Here is a 14,325-nt window from a genome sequence, read left to right as displayed (position 1 = left end):
CCCACCGGGTGCGGCGCGGGACGTCAGGCGCGCTTGCGCCGCGAGACGATGCCGAAGGCGAGCCCCGCGGCGCCGAGCGCGATGCCCACCGCTCCGAGGGTACGGGCGGTGGTGTCGCTGCTGTCGGCGGCGGCGGTGTCCGCGTCCCTGCCGGCGTCGTCCTGCTTGCCGTCGTCGTCGTGGGACTTGGCGTCGGCCTTGTCCTCGGCGCCTCCGCTCGTCCCCCCGTGGTGGCCGCCCTCCGCGGGCGGGACCAGGGCGAGTACGGGGGCCGGGTTCTCCGGTTCCGCGGCGCCCTCCTGCGCGACCTCGATCCAGCGCACGACCTCCTTGCTGTCGTACGTCTGGACGGCCTTGAAGACCAGCTCGTCGGTGTCCTCGGGCAGCTGGCCGAGGGAGACGGGGAACTGCTGGAAGGTGCCCGGCGCGATCTTCCCGCCGGTCCAGGTGATCGTGCGGGGCGCTTCGGTGATCTTTCGCCCGTGGACCTCCAGGGGCTTGTCGAGCTTCGCCTTCGTGACCTTGACCTTCCAGCCCGGCACGGGCTGCGGCATCGCGGAGGACAGCGGGTGGTCGGCGGGGAGGGTGACCTCAAGCTTGACCGTCGAGGCGTCGTCGCGCTCGTTGGGGACCTTGAAGTTGACGGTGGCGTAGCCGCCCTGCTCGGCGGCGCCCTCCGGGCTCACGCTGACGTGCGCGAAGGCGGGCGAGGCGGCGAGGAGCAGGCTGCCGGCGCCCAGGACGGCGGCGATGGCGGCGGTGCGTGCGTGACGAAGACGCATGGGTGGATCACTCCGGGTCTGTGAAGAGGTGACAGGGGAACGGCGCGGCAGGGCCCCGCCCGGCCTCCCCCGTCCTCGTACGGACCGGCGGAGCGTCAGGCGGCGAGCCCCCAGGCGGGCGGCCCGCGGCGGTGCACGCTGTGCGCGAGCACGACGGAGGGGTCGCGGGGCGGGGCGGCCGTCCGTACGGGCCGGGACGTACGGCGTACGCCCCCCGCGTACCGGAGCCCGGAGCGCAGTGCGGTGGCGAGCCGCAGCGCACTGCGCAGCGCGCGCGCCGGTGCGCCGGCGCCGGCGGCCAGCCCGGTGAGCCGGAAGAGCGCCGCCTCGCCGCGGCGCAGCAGCCAGCCGGCGGCGAGCGCGGCGAGGAGGTGGCCGATCAGCATGGACGGCGCGTAGACGGCGCTGAGGGCGCCGGTGGTATCGAGGGCGCCGTGGCCCGCATGCCCCGCGTGCCGGACGGCGTCGGCGACGGGCGCGAGCCGGTCGGGGTCGATGCCGGCGTCCAGGACGAGCCGCCGGGCCCGCCCCTCGGTCAGCGTCGCCCTGCCGTCCCCGCACAGCAGCCGCCGGGCCAGGGCCATGGCGCCGCTCGTGGAGCCCTCGTGCTGACCTGCAACGCTGTGCTGCCCTGCAACGAACAGCCCGTGCAGCCCCAACTGCCCGACGGCGAGCAGCGAGCCGATGGCCGGCAGCGACCGCTCCCGCCCGGCGGCGGCGAAGGCCACGGCGAGCACGGGCAGCGCGGCGGCGCCGAGCGTCCACAGCGGTACGGACCCGGCGGACGCCAGCACGTGCCCCCCGGCGGACAGCGCGACGCACACCGCGGTGAAGACGGCGGCGCGCAGCAGTCGCAGGTCGGCGCCGGAGCGCCGCACGGGGGGAGTCATGGCGGCGCCATCATCTCACCGCGCCCCGCCCCCGCACCCGGGAGGGGGATCACTCGGTCGCATCCGGACCGAAACGATCACACCGGAGCCGCCCTTACCGCACATGGGGAATAAACGCATCCGCTAAATGAGTGTCCTCACCACGACACGACGGTTGCTGCGCCCGGATGCCGGTTATACGTACCTCAGAGCCTGTTTTCGGCCTCTGGGACACGTTGTACGGATCCCGCCCCCGCCCCGCCGCAGTCCGGCCAGGAAGGCTGAAGCGCGATGAGCATCTGGTGGTCCCTGCACCTGCGGCGTGAGGCCGCGAGCGTCCCGCTCGCCCGGCGCCTGCTCATCGGCGCCATGGACACGGCCGGCGTCGACCCGGACATCTCCTTCGACCTCTCCCTCGCCCTGACGGAGGCCTGCGCCAACGCCGTGGAGTACGGCGGCGGCACGGCCGGCGGCGACCGGGGCGGCGAGGTCTGCGACGACTACCGGGTGACGGCGTTCATCGACGGCGACACCTGCCGCATCGAGGTCATCGACTCGGGCCCGGGCTTCCCGTCCCCCCACCCCGCAGGCCCCGGCCCCCGCACCGCCCTCCAGGCGGAAGGAGGCCGCGGCCTCTACCTGATCGAAACCCTCACGGACCACGTGGACATCCACAACCGCCCCGGCCGCGGCGCGGTGGTCTCCTTCGACAAGATCCTCAAGTGGCGCGAGGACGCCCTGCTTTCGGCGTCGTGACCGACGCGGACGGCGCCGCCCCCGCCCGGCGCGACCGGCGGGCGTTCACCCCTCCTGGCTGAGTTCGCCGGCGATCGCCGCGCTGTCGATGGCGCCGTCGATGACCTGCCGGGCCACCTCCACCAGCCGCAGCTGGTGGGACCTGGCGTACGTGCGCAGTGCGGCGAAGGCGTCGTCGACCGAGGTCTGCCAGCGTTCGGCCAGGATGCCCTTGGCCTGTTCGATGACGATGCGGCTGGTCAGCGCCGTCTGCAGCTGGCCCTTCTCGGTGTGGGTCTGCTCCAGGGTGCGCTGCTGCAGGATCGCGATCGTCGCGATGTCGGCCAGGGCCTGCCCGAGCGTGACGTCCTCGGGCGCCAGGGTGCCCGGCTCGGTGTCGAAGAGGTTCAGTGCGCCGATCACGCGGTTGCGCAGCCGCAGCGGGAGGGCGTGGGTGGTGGTGAAGCCCGTGGCGACGGCGTGCGGGGCGAAGCGCGGCCAGCGGCGTACGGAGGCGGGGTCGGTGAGGTCGATGTCGATGTGCGCGGCGCCGTTTCGGTAGCACTCCACGCAGGGGCCCTGATCGTGCTGGAGGGCGAACAGCTCCAGCAGCCGGGTGTGTTCGTCGGAGGCCGCGATGATCTGCAGGTCGCCGTGCGGGTCGACCAGCAGGATGCCGGCGGCCGTGACGTCGAGCAGTTCCACGCAGCGGGTGGTCAGCCGTTGGAGGAAGTCGATGATGTCGAAGTCGTCGATGAGGGAGTCCGCCACTTCGACGAAGATCCCCGCCAGTCGCTGTTCGCGAGTCATGTCGTCATCCCCTTGGTCCGTCGGGCGGCCGCGACCCGGTCTCATCGTCGTGGAAGCGGAGCCGTCTCGTCACTACGTCCTGGGCGATCTCGTTCACGGGCCGGCTGCTGGCGTAGGCGTGCGCACGCAGCCGCAGCAGTGCCTCGGCCAGGGGCACGCCGAGCTGGACGCTGATCATTCCGGTCGCCTGGTGCACGGCGGTGCGGTGCAGTACGCGCGGGGCCTCCAGGCCGTCTTGGCGGGGGGCGCCCGCGCCGCCGTCCAGCACCAGCGCGGTCAGCGCGGACGCCAGCACCAGCGCGTCGTCCACCTCTCCCGCCGACAGGGCCCGTACCGGGTGGCGGATCACCGTGAGCACGCCGAGCCGGATGGCTCCCAGGACGAGGGGGAAGCAGCAGACGGAGCCCACGGCCAGCGCGCCCACCGCCGGGAGGAGCGCCGGCCACCGCTCGGCAGCCACCCTCCCCAGGTCGCGGACCTGCACCACCGCGCCGGAGCGGATCGCGTCGGGGCCGGGCCCCTCGCCCAGGGTGAACTGCAGGTCCTCGAAGGACGCGCTCACGGGGCCGGAGCACCACACCAGTTCCGCATGGCTGTTCTCCAGCACCAGGGAGACGGCGACACCGTCGGAGTCGAGCGCGCGTGCGCAGACTGCGGCCAGCCCGGAGCCGGCGTCGCGGTCGAGGGTCCGCAGCGCCTTCGCCATCCGGTCACTGGCCACAGGTGCCTGCCTGCGCTTCCCCGACGGGTGTCACTCGTGAGCGGACGAGCGGCGGTCCTGCCGCGCGTCGTCCACGCTTGCGTACCGGGGGAACGTCCGGGCCAAGTCGGCCGCGCGGAACAGGAGTGCGATGCCCGCGTGAGCGTAGACCACTCGCGTCCAGCCGCCCCGGAGGTCGTTGCGGTGGCCCACGGCGCACAGTTCGTACAGGGGACTGCTGTCCATGAACGACACCCGGCTGAGGTCGGCGATCAGACGCCACCGTGCGGGACCCCCGTCGCCCTCGTCGTCCTCGTCGCCCCGCAGCCTCGCCCCGAAGGACGGGGCCGTCAGGATGTCCAGCTCCCCCTCGGCCTCGACGACCCTGTACAGCGCCTCACTTGACGTGGAGGTGTGTGTGTTCAACGCGCCCATCCCCTTGCACGGCCGTGCCGTGATCACTCTGCAGGGAGGGCCGGGGACTCGGGCTCTTGTGCAGTGAAGACTAGCCCTTTTGAAGGGCAGCGCGCCCGGTCGGCCGCCCGACGTCGCAACCTGGCGGATCGCGGCGGATTCTGACGCCCCGCCAGACACCTCCTGTCCGTTACGAGCACACCGATCCGCCCGCCGCCAGCCGGCCGTGGCGCACGGGTGGCTTTCCCCGAGCCGTGCGTGGCGGGCGGAAACGGGCGGGGGCGGCGTGCCTACGGTGGCCCTTCCCGTTCGCCCAGCGCTGGAGGTTCGCCGTGCGCCCGCTGCAAACCGCGCTCTCCCTGCTGCTCTCCGCCGCCGTCGCCCTGCCGGCCGCCCCCGCGGTGGCCGCGGCCTGGTCCCCGTCCCAGCAGGCCGGCGTCGCGCGTCCCGCCCAGGCCGATCCGCCGGACGACCGGGCCGCCGGCCTGCTGTCCCAGGTCGGCCGCTACCGCGTACGCAGCGGCGACACGCTCAGCTCCGTCGCCGAGCGCCTCGGCCAGCCCTGGCAGCTCCTCTACCGCCAGAACCGCAGCACCATCGGCGCCGACCCCGGCCTGCTGCTCGCCGACCGCGTCCTGGTCTACACCCCCGACTCCCGCCCGCCGCTGCGCGGTTGGGCAGCACCGCTGGTCGGGGGCCGGATCTCCGCCGCGTACGGCATCAAGGGCAAGTGGTGGGCCGCCGGCCACCACACCGGCGTGGACCTCGCCGTCCCCACCGGCCGCCGGGTGCGCTCCGTGGGGCCGGGCCGCGTCGTCGAGGCCGGGCGCCACGCCGCCTACGGCACGTACGCCAAGGTCCTTATGGACGACGGGCATTACGTCCTCTACGCTCACCTCAGCCGCCTGGACGTCAGCTACTCCCAGCGCGTCCGGGGCGGCAGCATGATCGGCCTCTCCGGCAACACCGGCCAGTCCACCGGCCCGCACCTGCACTTCGAGGTCCGCAGCCAGCGCGGCTACGGCTCGGACGTCGACCCCCTGCGCTACCTCGCCAAACGCCGCATCTGGCTCTGACTGCCGGACACGCTTAGCCCTCCGCCAGCACCTCCCTGATCACATGCCGAGCGTGCCGGGCCATCACCGGGTTCGTGCGGCGGTAGTACGGCAGGGCGATCAGGGCCTGGGACAGGGTGCGGCCCCGTCCCCGCAGCCAGGTCGCCGCGTCCGTGCCCAGTGCCGTACGGAAGACCTCGCGGGCCGGCGGGGGCAGGAGGTTCCACGCGGGGAAGAGGTCGCACGCCGGGTCGCCCGTGCCCGTACAGCCGAAGTCGATGACCGCGCGCAGCCGGCCGTCCGCGACCAGCAGGTTCCCCGGGGACAGGTCGGCGTGCAGCCAGACCGGGGGCCCGTCCCAGGCGGGGGCGCGCAGGGCCGCCTCCCAGACGGCGAGCGCGGCGTCGCAGTCCACCCCCTCCTCGGGCAGGCGCCGCAGCTGCGCCACGGCGTCGCGGGTGGCCGCGTCCTGCTCGGCGAGCGGGCCGCCCCGGTAGGCCGCCGGCGCGTCCGGCAGGTCGATCGCGCGCATCGCCGTGACGAACTGCGCCAGATCCACCGCCAGTTGCTCCGGTTTCGCCAGCTCCCCCGGCTCGGGGTTCGCGCCGTCCAGCCACCGGTACACCGACCACGGCCACGGATAGCCCGCCGCCGGCTCCCCGGCCCCGAGCGGCTGCGGTACGTCGGCGGGGAGGAGCGGCGCCAGTCGCGGCAGCCAGTGCCGTTCCAGCAGTACGTCGCCCGCACCGCCCTTGACCAGCGGCAGCCGGACGACCAGGTCCGCGCCGAGCCGGTACATGGCGTTGACCGTGCCGCCGGAGGCCAGCCGCCGCAGCGGCAGCCCGGCCCAGTCGGGGAAGCGGTCGGCGAGCAGGCGCCGGACGAGGGCGTCGTCGATGGGGTGTTCGTCGGGGTGCATCACGAGGCCATGGGAGCGGAGGCGGGAGCGGGGGGCAAATGGTTAAGAGGGGTGCTGTTCCCGCAGATGCAAGCCATGCATCATCGATGCCTTGCACCTGCTATGCCAGCACTTGTATGGTGGCGCACATGCAGTCCTACACCATCGGCCAGGCCGCGCAGCTCCTCGGCGTCAGTGCGGACACCGCCCGGCGCTGGGCGGACGCCGGACGGGTCGCCACGCACCGCGACGAGGGCGGGCGGCGGCTGGTCGACGGCCGTGATCTGGCCGCGTTCTGCGTGGAGTTGGCGCAGGGCGGCGAGGGGGAGGGCGAGGTGTACACCTCGGCGCGCAACGCCTTCCCCGGCATCGTCACCGCCGTCAAGCTCGGCGACGTCGCCGCCCAGGTCGAGATCCAGGCCGGCCCGCACCGCCTCGTGTCGCTGCTGACCCGTGAGGCGGTCGAGGAACTGGGGCTGGAGGTCGGCATGCGGGCCACGGCCCGGGTGAAGTCCACCAACGTGCACATCGACCGCGCCTGACCGGGCGGTTCGCGCCTGTCCGCTGCCGTACGTCCGACGAAGGAGCCCTCCGCCATGACGTCTGCGCCGCCCGCGTTGCCCGCTCCCGCTTCGCCCGTCCGCCGCCGCCTCGCCGCCGCCCTGCTGGCCGCCGCCGTGGCCGTACCGCTCGCCGCCTGCGGCGACGCAGCCGAGAGCGCCGCCGCCGACACGAAGCTCACCGTCCTGGCCGCCGCCTCGCTCACCGACGCCTTCACCACCGCCGGCAGGGCGTACGAGAGCGGCCACCCGGGGACGAAGGTCGTCTTCTCCTTCGCCGGCTCCCAGGAGCTGGCCGCCCAGGTCGACCAGGGCATCCCGGCCGACGCACTGGTCACCGCCGACACCAGGACCATGGACGCGCTGGCCGCCGAGACCGGCCCCGCCACCGTCATCGCCAGAAACCGCCTGGTCATCGCCACCGTCAAGGGCAACCCGACGAAGGTCGCGGGCCTGAAGGACCTCGCCGACCCCAAGCTCAAGGTCGTCCTCGCCGCCCCCGAGGTCCCCGTCGGCCGCTACAGCCGGCAGATCCTCGACGCCCAGGGCGTCACGGTCAAGCCCGTCTCCGAGGAGCCCAACGTCCGCGCGGTGCTGAGCAAGGTCGAACTCGGCGAGGCGGACGCCGGGTTGGTCTACCGCACCGACGCCGCCGGAGCCGCGGACACGGTCGACGCCGTCACCATCCCCGACGACCAGAACGCCGTCGCCGCCTACCCGGCCGCCACCCTCAAGGACTCCGCGAACGCCGACGTAGCGGCGGACTTCGTCACCTGGCTCTCGGGCCCGCAGGCGCAGAGGATCCTCCGGGGCGCGGGCTTCCAGGCCCCGTAGGCTCCGCGCGTGATCCTTCCGTCCGCCCGCCGCCGCGCGCACCCGCGCCCGCCGCTGACCCTGCTGCTGCCGGCGCTGCTGGCCGTCGCCTTCCTGCTGCTGCCGCTGGTGGGCATCCTGGCGCGCACCGAGTGGGGCGCGCTGGGCACGCACCTGGGCAGCCCCGGCGTCACCCAGGCACTGCGGCTGTCGCTGGAGGTGTCGCTGTGGGCGCTGGGGCTCTCGCTGCTGCTGGGGGTGCCGCTGGCGTGGCTGCTGGCGCGGGTGGAGTTCCCCGGCAAGGCGCTGGTGCGTTCGCTGGTGCTGCTGCCGATGGTGCTGCCGCCGACCGTCGGCGGGGTGGCGCTGCTGCTGGGCTTCGGGCGGCGCGGGCTGCTGGGGCCGTGGCTGGAGGACACCTTCGGGCTGACGCTGCCGTTCCACACGGCGGGGGCGGTGGTCGCGGCGACGTTCGTGGCGATGCCGTTCCTGGTCATCAGCCTGGAGGGGGCGCTCGCCGGACTGCGTCCCTCGTACGAGGAGACGGCCGCCTCCCTCGGTGCCTCGCCGCTGCGGGTGTTCCGCACGGTGACGCTGCCGCTGGTCGCGCCCGGCCTGGTCGCGGGGGCGGCGCTGACGTGGGCGCGGGCGCTGGGGGAGTTCGGCGCGACGATCACCTTCGCGGGGAACCTGCCGGGGGTGACGCAGACGCTGCCGCTGCAGGTGTACCTGCTGCTGCAGGACGAGCCGCAGGCGGCCACGTCCGTGTCGCTGCTGCTGCTGGCGGTGGCGATGGCGGTGCTGATCGCGCTGCGGGGGCGGTGGAACGGCGGGGCGGGAGGCGGGGGTTGGCGCTCCGGCCGGGTCCGGCACGTCTGGCGGGTCCGGCGGGTCCGGCTGATCCGCCGGGAGGAGGCGCGCGAGGTCTCGTACGAGAAGAAGCCCGCCCCTGACGTACCCACGCCCCATGAGACCTGGCCGCTACGGGCCGAGGTGACCGGCTTCACCCACCTCACCCTCGACGCCGAGCCGGGCACGACGATCGCGGTGGTCGGCCCCAACGGGGCGGGGAAGACCACCCTGTTGCGCGCCCTCCTGGGCCTCACCCCCCGAGCCCGCGCGGCCCTGCGCCTCGGCGGCAGGGACGTCACCGACCTCCCCCCGCACCGCCGGGGAGTCGCCTGGGTCCCCCAGGACGGCGCCCTCTTCCCCCACCTGAGCGCGCTGGCCAACACCGCCTACGGACTGCGCGCCCAGGGCGTCGGCCGCGCGCAGGCGCGGCGCACCGCGCGGCAGTGGCTGGAGCGCCTGGGCGTGGGGGAGTTGGCGGCCCGCAGACCGCACCAGCTCTCGGGCGGCCAGGCGGGCCGGGTGGCCCTGGCCCGCGCGCTGGCGGCCCGCCCCCGCCTGCTGCTGCTGGACGAACCCCTGGCGGCGCTGGACCAGACGACGCGCGCGCAGGTACGCCACCTGCTCCGCACCCACCTGGCGGACTTCGGCGGGGTCTGCCTGATGGTGACGCACGACCCGGTGGAGGCGGTCTCGCTGGCGGACCGGGTGCTCGTACTGGACGAGGGCGCGGCGATCCAGGACGCCCCCCCGGCCGAGGTCACCCGCCACCCGCGCTCGCCCTGGGTGGCCCGCATGCTGGGCCGCAACGCCTGGCCGGCGACGGCAGCCGAGGACGGCACGCTGACCCTCTCCAACGGCGGCCGCCTGGTAGCGGCGGACCCCCTCCCCCCGGGCACGCAGACGCTGGCGATCATCCCCCCGGAAGCGGTCTCCCTCCACCGCGCCCTCCCCGAGGGCAGCCCCCGCAACGTCTGGCAGGGCACGATCCGCGAGATCACCGCAGCGGGCAGCCGCCTCCGCCTCCTGATCACGTCCCCCCAAGTCCCGGACCTGGTAGCGGAGATCACCCCGGAATCAGCAACGACCCTCGCCCTGACGGAGGGCACGGACATCCACATGAGCGTCAAGGCGACGGAGGTCACGCTGGTGGAACTGTGAGACCACGGTGCGACGGTTCCACGTGAAACATTGCCCACCCAAACGGCTCAAATCACCCTGGGCCCCGTGAGGCAGTCATCCCGCGAAGGGTGCGGCGCTGACAAGGCCCGGGAGGGTCGTCTGCTCGCCAATCCCCGCCGAAATGGCGGAAGTTGACCCTGCCCCAGACCTCCCCTTCATCGGCGATCGACCATGCCATCCAGGTCGACACCTCCGGCATCCAGGCACCCCATGAAAGCGCACCCGGCACCTGCGAGTCGGCGCGCCTGGGCTGCCCCTACGGCTGGATGGCCTGTCAGTCCTGGACTACCTCAAGCAGCTCAGGATGGGCGATGAGGTACTCCCAGTACGCAATTGCCGCGATCGTCGCGAGTGCGGAGAGTGAGATACCCACCACGAAACGCCGGTGCCACACGCTCGAATCCGTCGATTTTCGGTAGGTGAGAGCTCCCTGTAGCAATCCGATGATCCCCAGGGCCAATGAGACAACCGAACTGAGGAGCCAAAACGGGAACAGCCACACGGCGATGGCTGCAACACCCCATCCCAGGGGCGAACAAGGCCGGTTCACTGCGGGCGGAGGATCGGCGGGCGGCTGCATGGACTGATCCAAGCGGAGACCCGACGGACGTGTCGATGCTGAGCGCTGATCTGTGCGACGTGCCGCAGGGGGAATGTCCCATCGCACGGTCGATCGGTGGCCGCCGCGGCCTCCCACCCCCTCGCGCGGATCCCGGCGACGTCACGGAGCCGGGGACACCGGCATGATCAGCGTCTGTACGAAGTCGACGGCCCCTCCCCGCTGACAGCCGCAAACGAGTGAACCTCCGCTCAGGACCCCGCCGCAGCCGCCGCCCCGCCCGGGAGTGCCCGTCGTACGAGGCCGCTCACCACGATGCCGATCAGGCAGCCCAGCAGCGTGTCCACCAACCGCTCCCGCAGCAACTGCGGTGTCGGCGCGCCCCCGGTCGCCGTCAGCGCCAGTACCAGCATGGTCATCACCGCCGCGTACGCGGTGTAGTTGGCCTCCTTCAGCTCCGCCCGCACCGCCCCGATCGCCGCGATCAGCCCCACCGCCGCCCACGACGACAGGTGCAGCAGGAGCGCCCCCGCCGCAACGCCCACGGCCGTCCCCACCGCGCGCTGGACCGTACGGCGCCGCACCGCCCCGTGGTCGCGCTGGACGACCAGGCTCACGGTGAGGGCGATCCAGTACGAGTGCGAGCCCGGCCCCAGATGCGCGACGACCTCGGCGACGGTGAGGCAGGCGCCCAGCCGCAGGGGGTACTGCCAGCGGCTGACATGCCGCAGCCCCGCCCACCACCGGGCCGCGTCCGCACGCAGCGAACGGTCCCCGCCCGGCTCGGCGGCCTCGCGCAGCCGGGGCGCCACGAGCCGCGCCACCCCGTGGACGCAGAGCGTGGCCAGCGCCCCGCCCGCGGCGCCGCAGGCGAAGAGGAGCAGCGTCTCGCCCCGGGGCAGCGGGCCCGTACCCAGGTTCATGCCCAGGATGGCGAAGACGGTGACCTGCGCGCCGACCACCGCGAGGGGGCGCCGCAGCGACCCCAGCAGGGCCATCGCCACGGCGAGGAGCACCAGCGCCACGCTGCCCCAGGACGCCCAGCCGCCGATCTCCATCCCGACCCAGACCGCGCACACCCCGGCCGCCCCGGTCCCGCACAGCTCGGCGACCCGGTGCCGCAGCGTCCCGCGATGCCCACCGGAGGCGACCAGCAGCCCCCCGAGCGCGGCGGCCAGCCCCAGCCCGACCTGCCCGCACGCCACCCCGATGGCGACGGGCCCCGCCAACGCGAGCGCGGAGGCCAGCATCCGCAGCACCTGCACCTCGACGGGCTCCCACCGCACCAGGTCATCAATCAGAGTCCGCACCACCCCCCGCATCCGCTCACCCGCCGCCACCGCACTCACCTTTCCCCTACGCCCGGAAGATCTTCAGCATGGCGGACAACGCCCACCTCAACGAGCCCACAGACACCCCTTGCCGACGACGGCCTCTGCGAAGCTTCGGTATCCGAGACCGCGGGAGGGGCCATGGGAATCGAGCTGGAACTGCACTCAGGACGCCCGGTGCGCAGGGGAACGTCCCAACAGATCGAACGGGCCCTCGCCGAAACCAACGACCAGTAGCCCAGCCAAGCCAGAAGGGGCGTCCCATCACGGGGCACCCCTTTCGCGTGCGACGACCTGTCTCTCAGCCGAGCTCCAGTGCTTCAGGTGCGGTCTCTTCGAAGATCTCGACAAGCCAGTCGAATACCGTCGGGCCTCTGCCTGCCAGCGCGGCGTTCAGGTCCTCGGTGACCCATCCTCGGTTCGTGGGGTGGCAACGCTTCAGCCGTATCTCGAGCTGCCGGACCGTCTCCGGGTAGCCAAGGGCCTGCTTCGAGCACGCGTGCTCCCGCCACTGAACCTTGAATTCGCCGTCATCCGGCGTGCCGAAGCCTCCCCATAGGCAGTCACGGAAGGCGTCGAGGTTCCTGCCGAAGTATCCTCCCGGGCCGTTCACCGCCTCTCCCATCACCCGCCAGAAGTCCTCAAGGTTGTGGATCCGCTGCCCATCAAGCACGTAGGTCGTTGTCACGCCGGGATGGTACGGCGGCTCGCCAACTGCGGCACTCGGATATCTGAGCACTGCACGACTGTCCCATAGTGGCTGGTCAGCGGCCTGCGGATCGATGGACCGTGGTCCACGCCTGGTCCACAAACAATGATCCAAAACGGAACAGGGGCGGTTCAGGGTGAGACAGGGCCCATGACGAAGGGGCGCCCCGTTCTCGGGACACCCCTTCTGATCAGCACCTTCTCTGACCTGCTGCGGTGGGTGTGGGATTTGAACCCACGGTGACATCGCTGCCACGACGGTTTTCAAGACCGTTCCCTTAGGCCGCTCGGGCAACCCACCTCGCTCCCGCCGGCAAGGGGCGAGCGCGGGTACAGAGTACCGGCCCCGGGTGGGAGTGGGACGGGTGCGTCCCGCACGGTGGGGACGTGCGCGAAGGGGGCGCCTCCACCCGGAGGTGCCCCCTTTCGTTCAGCGCATCACGCGGCGCCGGGTCAGCGATCGCCCTTGAACTCGCCCAGCGTCACCATCGTCGTCGTCTGCTCCTTGCCGTCGCGTTCGTAGGTGACCTTCACCTTGTCGCCCGGCTTGTGCGTCCACAGCTGGCCGATCAGCGTCGGGCCGCTGTCGATCACCGTGTTGTCCACCTTCGTGATCACGTCGCCCGGCTTGATGCCGGCCTTCGCCGCCGGGCCGCCCGGGGTGACCGCGGGGGTCGAGCCGCTGCTCGACTCCGAGACGCGGGCGCCCTGGCCCTGGTACGACATGTCGACCTGGACGCCGATCACCGCGTAGACCGGCTCGCCGTCCTTGATCAGGGTGTCGGCGACCCAGTGGGCCTGGTTGATCGGGATGGCGAAGCCCAGGCCGATGGAGCCGCCCTGGCCGCCGAACTCGCCCTGACTGGTCGTCTGGATCGCCGAGTTGACGCCGATGACCCGGCCCTGGGTGTCGAGCAGCGGGCCGCCCGAGTTGCCGGGGTTGATGGAGGCGTCCGTCTGGATCGCGCTCATGTACGAGTTCTTGTCGCTCTGCCCGTCCCCGGAGGCCACCGGGCGGTTCTTGGCGCTGACGATGCCCGTCGTCACCGTGCCCGAGAGGCCGAAGGGCGCGCCGATCGCGATCGCCATGTCGCCGACGTCCACCGCGGTGGAGTCGCCCAGCGGCAGCGGGGTCAGCTTGGCGCCGGAGGCGTTGGTGAGCTTGATGACCGCCACGTCGTAGCCCTGCGCCCGGCCGACGACCTCGGCGTCGTAGGTCTTGCCGTCGGAGAACGTCGCCGAGAGCTTCCCGCCGTTCGCCGCGGAGGCCACCACGTGGTTGTTGGTGAGGATGTGGCCCTCCTTGTCGTACACGAACCCCGTGCCCGTGCCGCCGTCGCCGTCGGAGGCGCCGCGGGCCTCGATCGTGACGACGGAGGTCAGCGCCCTGTTGGCGATGGCGGCCACCGAACCGGGCGGGTTCTCGATGCGCTGGCTGCCGCCGTCGGGGGCGGAGATCGTGGTCGAGGAGGAGTCGTCGTCGTTGTGCTCGGCGGCCCAGTAGCCGATGCCGCCGCCGACCCCGCCGGCCAGCAGAGCCGCCGCGAGGACCGCGGCGACCAGCCCGCCCGCGCCCTTCTTCCCGGAGCCGGAGCCGGAGTCGGAGCCGGGCGTCGGACCACCGGGCGCGCTGCCCCAGCCCCCACCGGCGCCCGCACCACCGCCGGCCGCCGGCGGCGGCGCCCCCCACGGGGAGTACGGCGACGGCCCCCCGGGCCCGGCGGGCGCCCCCCACTGCGGCCCGGCGGCGTGCGGCGCGCCCTGAGTGTGCTCCGGAGGCTGCCCCCCGCCGGCGGGCGCGGACGGACCACCCGCCGGGGGCGGGGAGTCCGGGCGCTCGGGCGTCGGGCCGTTCTCGGTGCTCACGTGTACTCGTCTCCCTCAGCTCGGACCCTTGTGCCCCCGTCCCGGCAGCGTCCACGACACGCCGGCCCCCGGCGGGGTGCGTAACCCCCTACCAGGGTGGCCCACGAGGTGTCAGGGGACGGTAAGGCGCACACACGCGTGGACGGCCATCCTTCTTCCCGGACACGGCGGGCGCATCCGGTGGCGCGCGAACG

General features: G+C 73.2%; 15 protein-coding genes and 1 tRNA gene. 5 read left to right on the top strand and 11 right to left on the bottom strand.

The window, feature by feature from the left end; translation table 11 throughout:
• Positions 1-23 precede the first annotated feature (23 nt).
• Positions 24-782 carry a YcnI family copper-binding membrane protein gene (locus ACFQLX_RS07450; RefSeq protein ID WP_386413256.1) on the bottom strand — a complete coding sequence of 253 codons (759 nt, stop codon included), beginning with the start codon at positions 780-782 and terminating at the stop codon, positions 24-26.
• 95 nt (positions 783-877) lie between these two features.
• Positions 878-1,672, bottom strand: coding sequence for a hypothetical protein (locus ACFQLX_RS07445; RefSeq protein ID WP_386413255.1), 795 nt, complete (start codon positions 1,670-1,672; stop codon positions 878-880).
• 270 nt (positions 1,673-1,942) lie between these two features.
• On the opposite strand from ACFQLX_RS07445, the gene ACFQLX_RS07440 reads away from it, so the two are divergent.
• Positions 1,943-2,407 carry an ATP-binding protein gene (locus ACFQLX_RS07440; protein ID WP_386413254.1) on the top strand — a complete coding sequence of 155 codons (465 nt, stop codon included), beginning with the start codon at positions 1,943-1,945 and terminating at the stop codon, positions 2,405-2,407.
• Positions 2,408-2,452: 45 nt separating this feature from the next.
• Here ACFQLX_RS07440 and ACFQLX_RS07435 read toward each other — a convergent pair whose 3' ends face one another.
• From ACFQLX_RS07435 to ACFQLX_RS07425, 3 genes are read right to left on the bottom strand one after another with little or no spacing between them, the layout of a single operon-like run.
• The gene (locus tag ACFQLX_RS07435; protein WP_386413253.1) at positions 2,453-3,196 is read right to left on the bottom strand and encodes an ANTAR domain-containing protein; all 744 of its coding nucleotides are present in this window, start codon (positions 3,194-3,196) and stop codon (positions 2,453-2,455) included.
• A 4-nt stretch (positions 3,197-3,200) separates the two neighbouring features.
• The gene (locus ACFQLX_RS07430; RefSeq protein WP_386413252.1) at positions 3,201-3,917 is read right to left on the bottom strand and encodes a GAF and ANTAR domain-containing protein; all 717 of its coding nucleotides are present in this window, start codon (positions 3,915-3,917) and stop codon (positions 3,201-3,203) included.
• 30 nt (positions 3,918-3,947) lie between these two features.
• On the bottom strand, positions 3,948-4,322 hold the full coding sequence (locus tag ACFQLX_RS07425; protein WP_386413251.1) for an STAS domain-containing protein: 375 nt from the start codon (positions 4,320-4,322) through the stop codon (positions 3,948-3,950).
• A gap of 320 nt (positions 4,323-4,642) precedes the next feature.
• Between ACFQLX_RS07425 and ACFQLX_RS07420 the strand changes: the two genes are divergently transcribed.
• Positions 4,643-5,386 (top strand): M23 family metallopeptidase, encoded by a 744-nt coding sequence (locus ACFQLX_RS07420; RefSeq protein WP_386413250.1) that lies wholly within the window; start codon positions 4,643-4,645, stop codon positions 5,384-5,386.
• A 13-nt stretch (positions 5,387-5,399) separates the two neighbouring features.
• Here ACFQLX_RS07420 and ACFQLX_RS07415 read toward each other — a convergent pair whose 3' ends face one another.
• Positions 5,400-6,284, bottom strand: coding sequence for an aminoglycoside phosphotransferase family protein (locus ACFQLX_RS07415; protein WP_386413333.1), 885 nt, complete (start codon positions 6,282-6,284; stop codon positions 5,400-5,402).
• Positions 6,285-6,412: 128 nt separating this feature from the next.
• Between ACFQLX_RS07415 and ACFQLX_RS07410 the strand changes: the two genes are divergently transcribed.
• The 3 genes from ACFQLX_RS07410 to ACFQLX_RS07400 are packed head-to-tail and all read left to right on the top strand — an operon-like array spanning position 6,413 to position 9,646.
• Positions 6,413-6,805, top strand: a complete 393-nt coding sequence (locus ACFQLX_RS07410; protein ID WP_386413249.1) for a TOBE domain-containing protein — start codon at positions 6,413-6,415, stop codon at positions 6,803-6,805.
• Positions 6,806-6,859: 54 nt separating this feature from the next.
• Complete coding sequence (gene modA / locus ACFQLX_RS07405) at positions 6,860-7,657, top strand: molybdate ABC transporter substrate-binding protein (RefSeq protein ID WP_386413248.1); 798 nt, start codon at positions 6,860-6,862, stop codon at positions 7,655-7,657.
• 9 nt (positions 7,658-7,666) lie between these two features.
• Complete coding sequence (locus ACFQLX_RS07400; RefSeq protein ID WP_386413247.1) at positions 7,667-9,646, top strand: ABC transporter permease; 1,980 nt, start codon at positions 7,667-7,669, stop codon at positions 9,644-9,646.
• A gap of 295 nt (positions 9,647-9,941) precedes the next feature.
• On the opposite strand, the gene ACFQLX_RS07395 is transcribed toward ACFQLX_RS07400, so the two are convergent.
• From ACFQLX_RS07395 to ACFQLX_RS07375, 5 genes are all read right to left on the bottom strand, one after another.
• Positions 9,942-10,247 (bottom strand): hypothetical protein, encoded by a 306-nt coding sequence (locus ACFQLX_RS07395; RefSeq protein WP_386413245.1) that lies wholly within the window; start codon positions 10,245-10,247, stop codon positions 9,942-9,944.
• A gap of 230 nt (positions 10,248-10,477) precedes the next feature.
• Entirely contained in the window at positions 10,478-11,536 is a 1,059-nt protein-coding gene (locus ACFQLX_RS07390; protein WP_386413244.1) for an FUSC family protein, read from the bottom strand.
• Positions 11,537-11,858: 322 nt separating this feature from the next.
• The gene (locus ACFQLX_RS07385; RefSeq protein WP_386413243.1) at positions 11,859-12,245 is read right to left on the bottom strand and encodes a barstar family protein; all 387 of its coding nucleotides are present in this window, start codon (positions 12,243-12,245) and stop codon (positions 11,859-11,861) included.
• Positions 12,246-12,479: 234 nt separating this feature from the next.
• Positions 12,480-12,566 (bottom strand) — tRNA-Ser (locus tag ACFQLX_RS07380).
• Positions 12,567-12,718: 152 nt separating this feature from the next.
• The gene (locus ACFQLX_RS07375) at positions 12,719-14,131 is read right to left on the bottom strand and encodes a S1C family serine protease (RefSeq protein WP_386413242.1); all 1,413 of its coding nucleotides are present in this window, start codon (positions 14,129-14,131) and stop codon (positions 12,719-12,721) included.
• Positions 14,132-14,325: the final 194 nt, after the last annotated feature.

It is taken from the genome of Streptomyces polyrhachis (assembly GCF_042663125.1).
GTDB lineage: Bacteria > Actinomycetota > Actinomycetes > Streptomycetales > Streptomycetaceae > Streptomyces > Streptomyces polyrhachii.
The sequence above is the reverse complement of the archived record's forward strand: the minus strand, read 5'-3'. Positions and strand labels throughout refer to the sequence as shown.